The organism is Streptomyces sp. NPDC001880 (assembly GCF_053594575.1).
In genome coordinates this window covers 1-6482 of the sequence record NZ_JBSFET010000167.1, presented here as the reverse complement: position 1 = coordinate 6482, position 6482 = coordinate 1, and the positions used below count along the sequence as shown (strand labels likewise).

The following is a 6482-nucleotide window of genomic DNA, read 5'->3' as shown; positions in this document are numbered from 1 at the left end:
GGCGGGCCGCGGAACGCTCGGTTGAGCACCTCCTCGGCAGGCAGGACGAGCAGGGCTGGTGGAAGGGCGACCTCGCCACCAACGTCACGACGGACAACAAACCGACCACACCCGGCTTCGTTCTGGTGTCGGACGACGTCAGAGCGTCAGTGGGAGACGACTCGAGATGTCAATGGTCGGCGACATGGGGCGTGTCAGTAGGAGGCGACGGCTCGGAGAGCATCCGCAGGCTGTACGCGACGTTGTCGGGGAGGACATCGATGGTGTCGCCGCGGGTGACCATCTCGGCGGCGGCAAGGTCTTCGAGGGATTCCCGCTGAGCAGCGTCGGTCGTGTCGATTCCGCCGTCGGCCCGGACGCGGAGATTTTGCTTGTGGTCCATCTCCCAGCACCGGCCGCGCAGCGTGTCGGGGCGTCTCATGGGGTGAGGGCGGCGTTTCGAGGGTCAGGACGGAACCTGGCGGCGGCGAAGGCGCAGCAGTACTCCGCCCACCGCCAGTGTCGCCATGGCGCCCGACGCGATACCGATGGCCAATCCGCCGCCGAAGCCTGCCCCTTCGTTCGATGCCGCGGTCTCGTCCTGACCCGATACCGTCACTTTCGAGCGCAGGACGATCGCGGGGTAGTCGCACACGTAGTCGCGGTCCTTTTCCGTCACGCAGTCGGCGCTCTTGTGTCGTAGCGTGAATGTCACCGGATACGTTCCGGGCTTCACCGTCTTCTTGATCCGGCCCGCGCCCACCCAGGCGCTCTTGGTGTCACCGAGGGCGGTGTCGTCGGTCAGCGCAGGGCTTGAGACCTCGACTGCCGTCGGGTGCGGGTTGCCAGGGCGTTCCTTGACCGTGAGGTTCACTACCTCGCCAGGCGCCGCAGGGCCACCGACGGAGCCATACCCCTGCTTGGGGAAGGGGAGCTGATCGGCGTGGGCCGCTCCGGCCTGCCCGAGCAACATCAACGGCAGGGCAATTGCGGCAAGTCCGCAGCGGATGGACGAACGCGTGAAGTCGATCATATGTACTTCCCCGTGCCAGTAGTGGTCATACGATCTTGACTGACCTTGACGCAGCCACGCCAGGCGGCGTGGCATGCGTCTCTTTTCATGTGGGGAAACAACCATGAGATTACGCAGAGCGCTGGGTACTGCGGCGGGCACCGCAGCACTCATGCTGCTGCCGGGCTTTCCGGCGATTGCCGACCAAGGCGATCCGACTCCTTCGGGGAGCGCCACCCCGAGCACCCCGGCGGAGCAGTCCTCCGTTTCGCCGCCTGCCGTCCCGGAGCAGCCTTCTGTTCCATCGGCCTCCGTCCCGCCGGAGGAGTCTTCCGCTTCGCCGACCGCCACCCCGGGGGAGCAGTCTTCCGTTCCGTCGGCCCCTGTCCCGGAGGAGAGGTCTTCCGTTCCGCCGACCCCCGTCCCGGCAGGCGGGGACGACGACGCGCGCGGGTTCACGTCGGCTGACGCCGACGACTACTGGACCCCGGAGCGCATGCGGGCCGCGAAGCCCGTCAAGGAGCAGGAGGCCAAGCACTTTCCCGCTCCGACCAGGATGGATCGCGCCGCCAGCCGGCCATTCGAAGGGTTGCCCATCGTCGGCACCTTCTTCTGGAACGACGGCACCGAAACCGGCCGCTTCTGCGGTGGCACGGTCGTCAAGAGCCCCGGCAAGAACATCGTGATGAGCGCCGGTCACTGCTTCGACGACCAGGACGCGCGCAAGAACCTCGCGTTCGTCCCGCAGTACGACGACGGGAAGAAACCGCACGGCTCCTTCACCGTCAAGCCCGGGCGAATCTACGTCGACAAGCGGTACCTGTCCAAGGGCCCGGACGCCGCGGCCGACCTCGACTTCAACTTCCTGCAGCTCGAACCGCGCGGCGGCAAGAACGTCGAGGACGTCGTCGGCGGTGCCGAGCTGATGATCAACGCCGGGTACAACCACGACCCCACCCGTCTCATCGGCTACCCGGCCAACCAGAAACGCCCGCTGGACTGCACGGACAAGACCGTCCGTTACGACAGCACCGATCCCAAGATCCCGGGCAGCTTCCTGCGCATCGCCTGTGACAAGTACTCGGGTGGTGCCTCCGGTGGCCCGTTCCTCATCAAGCGGGGCAGCGGCTGGGGCGTCATCGGCGTCATCGGCGGCTGGAAGACGGGCGGCGACAAGGACGACATCTCCTACAGCTCCTACCTCGACGGCGACGCCAAGGCGCTGTACGACGACGCGGTCAACAACCGTCAGCCGGCGGGCCGTGGTGTCCTGGGCAAGGCCGAGACCTGGCAGCATGCCGACGTCATGGCGGGTGGCTACTTCACTGACGGCAATCCGGGATCCTGGGACTACTCCGACCTGATCGTCCGCTGGTCCGACGGCGAGCTGACCTTGTACCGCGGTGCCGGGGAGGAAGCCGACAACTTCGACAAGGAGATTCGTCTCGTCGCGCCCAACGGCACCTGGAAGCATGCCGCGACCATGGCCGCGGGCGACTTCACCGGGGCCGACCGAGACGACCTGATCGTCCGGTGGACAGATGGCGAACTGACGCTCTATCCAGATGTCGACGAGAAGGGGCTCCACGGCGAGGTGCAGCTGGAGAAGCCCAACGACCTGTGGAAGCACGCCACTTCCATAACCGGTGGTCGCTACACGACCAGCAACAAGTGGGCCGACGATCTCCTGGTCCGATGGAGCGACGGTGAAGTCACCCTGTACACCGACGTCAACCGCGACGGCTTCCACGGCGAGAAGAAACTCGCCGCGCCCAACGGCACCTGGAAGCACGCCTCGACGATCACGTCGGGCGACTTCACCGGCAACGACCAGCACGACCTCATCGTGCGCTGGACGGACGGCGAACTGACCCTCTACAAGGACATCGACCAGAACGGTTTCCACGGCGAGATCCAGGTCAAGAAGCCCAACCGGCTCTGGACGCACGCCACCGTCCTGGGCGCCGGCGATTACACGGACAACCGCCACCCGGACGACTTCCTGGTGCGGTGGTCCGACGGTGAGGTGTCCATGTACCCGGATGCCGACGAGACCGGCCTGAACCGCGAGATCACGCTGGTGTACCCGCCTGCGTAGGGCCTCCCTGCCGGCTGGAGAAGGGCTTTCCCCCCAGGGAGAGCCCTTCTCTCGTCGGATCGCCCTCCTCACATCCGGGAGGGCTTCTTCTTGTCGAAGAGCCAGGTGTCGAAGAGCGCGGTCAAGTCCTTCCCGGACTTGCTCTCGCACAGGGCGATGAACTGCCGGGTGTCAGCATTGCCGTGCCGGTGCTGCCGGGTCCAGGTACGAAGGATGTCGAAGAAGGTCTCGTCGCCGACGGCCCTGCGCACCTTGTGCACGACCATGGCACCGCGTCCGTAGACGGGCGGGTCAAAGACGCGCCCTCCGCTGGGCGGATCCGCTGGCGGGAACGCCCAGATGCCCTCGCTCTCGGCGTCCGTGCCGTCGTAGAAGTCCTCGAAGATCTCCGTAGTGCTCCTGTTGCCCTGCTCCTCCTCCCAAAGCCACTCCGCGTACGTGGCCAGACCCTCGCTGAGCCACATGTCCTTCCACTTTCGCGGGGTGACGGAGTTGCCGAACCACTGGTGTGCCAGTTCGTGCACGAGCAGCGCCTCTTCGGGCGCCTCGCCGAAGTAGGGCTTGGTCTGGGTCTCCAGGGCGTAGTCGAGCCCGGGCAGGTGGTCGACGATGGCACCGGTCGAGGAGAAGGGGTAGGGACCGAAGCGTCTGTCGGCCCAGTCGACGATCTCGGGCACCAGGTCTGCGACATCGGCGGAGTCTTCGGCCTCGTCGGGGTCGATGGCGACGTAGACGGGCACGTCATCATCCGTCCGGCCCTTGTGGATCTCGAAGTAGCCGACGGAGACGTGCGCGAGGTAGCTGGCCATGGGCTCCTCGGTGCGCCAGTGCCGGGTCACCGTTCTACCCTTGTCCTCCTCCGTGATCAGCTCACCGTTGCTGATCACGTCGTAGGGATCGCCGTCCTCGTCCTTGGGCACGGTGACCGTGGTGTCGTACGTGGCCTTGTCCGACGGGTGATGGTTGCCCGGGAACCAGGTCATGGAGCCGGACAGCTGGCCCAGGGCCGTCGAGCCGTCGTCGGTCTCTATCCAGCCTTCCAGGCCTCCGTCGTCGCCCTTGATCGTGCGCGGTGTGCCGTCGTAGGTGACGACTGTCTTGAAAACTTCGCGTTTCCTCACCGTCTTCGCCGGTGTCACGAGCAGCTCGTCCCCCGAGCGATCGACTTGGGCCTTGGCTCCTCGCACCGTGGTGGTGCGTACCCGCAGCCCTGACAGGTCGAGGTTGAAGCGGCTCAGGTCCTGGGTGGCCCGCGCTGTGATGACCGCCGTGCCCTTCAGGTGGTTGGTCTCGGGCACGTAATCCAGCGTCAGCCCGTAGTGCACCACGTCATAGCCGCCATTGCCGAGCGCCGGGAACAGCCGATCCCCCACTCCGGCCGTGCCGGGCTTTCCGACGACGGCACCATTTCCCGGTGCGGAGCCGGTGCAGGACGTCGTCACGGCCAGGAGGAGTGCTGTGGCCGGAGCCCAGCCGGACAGACGGCCCGGGACCACCGACCGCGGCCGGCTGCCCTTCACCATATGCAGTTTCATCTCGTGTCTCCCATCGATCGCAGGACGCGAGACGTCAGAAAGACGGCATCGTCTATTGGTTGCTTCAAGATGGGCAAAAGTTCTTTCGCGGGGAGCAGCGCGTGCTCCACCAAGTACGCCGGGTCGAAGGTGGACCATCCCCGCGGGCGCGGGGAGCAGCCGCCGACAGGACGCCGTGTATTGCTCCGGGCGGGACCATCCCCGCAGGCGCGGGGAGCAGATGATTCACGGGATGCGGGGTGCCCCCGAGGTGGGGCCATCCCCGCGGGCTCGGGGAGCAGCGGCACCTACACGGCCGGCCCGGCTCCGGCCGGGACCATCCCCGCGAGCGCGGGGAGCAGTGGCAGGAGAAGATCAAACCGGTCTGGGAGCTGGGACCATCCCCGCGGGCGCGGGGAGCAGCGGGTGAACGTCGCGGCCCAACTCGTCTTGGCGGGACCATCCCCGCGGGCGCGGGGAGCAGAGCCGTGTCCGCATTTGAAGGTGTGGGGACTGTCGCCGTGCTTTGAACCGTGACCCCCTATCGGTCGATGAAAAGTGACCCCTTCCGTGATCAAGTGATCAGTCTGGCTCCATGGGAGTCAGGTGGAAGAGGTGATCGGTGTGGAGGACTGGGCTGAGATCCGGCGGCTCCACCGTGCGGAGGGAATGTCGATCAAGGGGATCGCGCGGCATCTGGGGATCGCCCGGAACACCGTGCGGCGGGCCGTGGCCGGCGACGATCCGCCGAAGTATCGGCGGGCTCCGAAGGGCTCGATCGTGGACGCGGTGGAGCCGGCCATCCGCGAGTTGCTGGCGGAGTACCCGCGGATGCCCGCCACGGTGATCGCCGAGCGGATCGGCTGGGAACGGTCGCTGTCGGTGCTGAAACGGCGGGTGCGGGAACTGCGGCCGGTTTACCTTCCGGCGGATCCGGTCTCGCGGACGGCGTATCAGCCCGGCAAGCTGGCCCAGTGCGATCTGTGGTTCCCGGCGGCGGAGATTCCTCTGGGCTTCGGGCAGAGTGGCCGCCCGCCGGTGCTCAGTCCGACGCGTGGCCGGATGCCTCCGGACGTCCGCCGTGCTGGAACCACTCCGGCGCCAGGATCGACATCACCGTCGCGTCTACTCGCTCGCCCTCCCAGAGCAGTGCGTCACGCAGCACACCCTCGGCGACGAACCCCACCTTTTCGTAGGCGCGGCGGGCTCGCGGATTGAACGTGTAGACCTCCAGCGAGATACGGTGCAGCCCCAGCCCCTCGAAGCCGTACCCGACGATCAGACGGGTCGCCTCCGTCCCCAGGCCGCGTCCATAAGTGCCGGGCACCAGGAAGATGCGGAAGTTGCAACTTTCGTTACCCGGGTCCCACTCGTTCAGGACCGCCTCGCCAATGACGTTGCCCGTCACCTGCTCGACCACTGCAAGGTCCAACCGGTCATCTTGCTCCGCGCGGCTGCCGTACCAGGCACGCATTCGCCCCTCATCGGGCACGCCGTCGTGATGACTGCCGGTCAACCGTGACGCCTCTGCGTCCAGGAGCATCGGCATCAGCGCAGCCACGTCATCCACCGTGACGGGCCGGAGCAGCACCTGTTCCCCTCTCAGCGACGGCTTGTTGAGGAAGTCCGGGCGTGGAGCACTTCGAACGTGATCAACCATTGCCGCATTGTGTCCGACTGATCCGCCCAACGTCCTCCTGATATTCGACGCAGGACCTGGTCACTCAACCCCCGTGATCGGGGAGACAGGGCCTAGTAGTACTTCGTTAGGTTGATTTGATCTTGGTGGTTGCGGTGGCGCATGCTGCGGCCTGTGGATCTTGGTGAGGTGGAGCGGCTCCGTGAACGCCTCGGCGCATTCGTGGCCGAGGTGTTCGTG

At 66.5% G+C, this 6482-nt stretch carries 5 protein-coding genes, 1 pseudogene and 1 CRISPR repeat array; of the genes and pseudogenes, 2 read left to right on the top strand and 4 right to left on the bottom strand.

The window, feature by feature from the left end; translation table 11 throughout:
• Nucleotides 1–169 precede the first annotated feature (169 nt).
• Nucleotides 170–421 carry a hypothetical protein gene (locus ACWCQ6_RS35075; protein ID WP_451096243.1) on the bottom strand — a complete coding sequence of 84 codons (252 nt, stop codon included), beginning with the start codon at nucleotides 419–421 and terminating at the stop codon, nucleotides 170–172.
• A gap of 24 nt (nucleotides 422–445) precedes the next feature.
• Entirely contained in the window at nucleotides 446–1012 is a 567-nt protein-coding gene (locus ACWCQ6_RS35070) for a hypothetical protein (RefSeq protein WP_451096241.1), read from the bottom strand.
• 475 nt (nucleotides 1013–1487) lie between these two features.
• Here ACWCQ6_RS35070 and ACWCQ6_RS35065 point away from each other — a divergent pair, with 475 nt between their 5' ends.
• Nucleotides 1488–3089, top strand: a complete 1602-nt coding sequence (locus tag ACWCQ6_RS35065; RefSeq protein ID WP_451096239.1) for a trypsin-like serine peptidase — start codon at nucleotides 1488–1490, stop codon at nucleotides 3087–3089.
• Nucleotides 3090–3157: 68 nt separating this feature from the next.
• Here the strand turns inward: ACWCQ6_RS35065 and ACWCQ6_RS35060 are convergent, their stop codons facing one another.
• The gene (locus tag ACWCQ6_RS35060) at nucleotides 3158–4624 is read right to left on the bottom strand and encodes a M1 family metallopeptidase (protein ID WP_451096237.1); all 1467 of its coding nucleotides are present in this window, start codon (nucleotides 4622–4624) and stop codon (nucleotides 3158–3160) included.
• A gap of 130 nt (nucleotides 4625–4754) precedes the next feature.
• A CRISPR array of direct repeats spans nucleotides 4755–5087; the repeat unit is 29 nt; unit sequence GGGACCATCCCCGCGGGCGCGGGGAGCAG.
• A 131-nt stretch (nucleotides 5088–5218) separates the two neighbouring features.
• Between ACWCQ6_RS35060 and ACWCQ6_RS35055 the strand changes: the two are divergent.
• Nucleotides 5219–5629 (top strand): annotated as a pseudogene (locus ACWCQ6_RS35055) (helix-turn-helix domain-containing protein); the annotation flags it as partial.
• Nucleotides 5630–5645: 16 nt separating this feature from the next.
• Here ACWCQ6_RS35055 and ACWCQ6_RS35050 read toward each other — a convergent pair.
• Complete coding sequence (locus tag ACWCQ6_RS35050) at nucleotides 5646–6263, bottom strand: GNAT family N-acetyltransferase (RefSeq protein ID WP_451096235.1); 618 nt, start codon at nucleotides 6261–6263, stop codon at nucleotides 5646–5648.
• Nucleotides 6264–6482 lie beyond the last annotated feature (219 nt).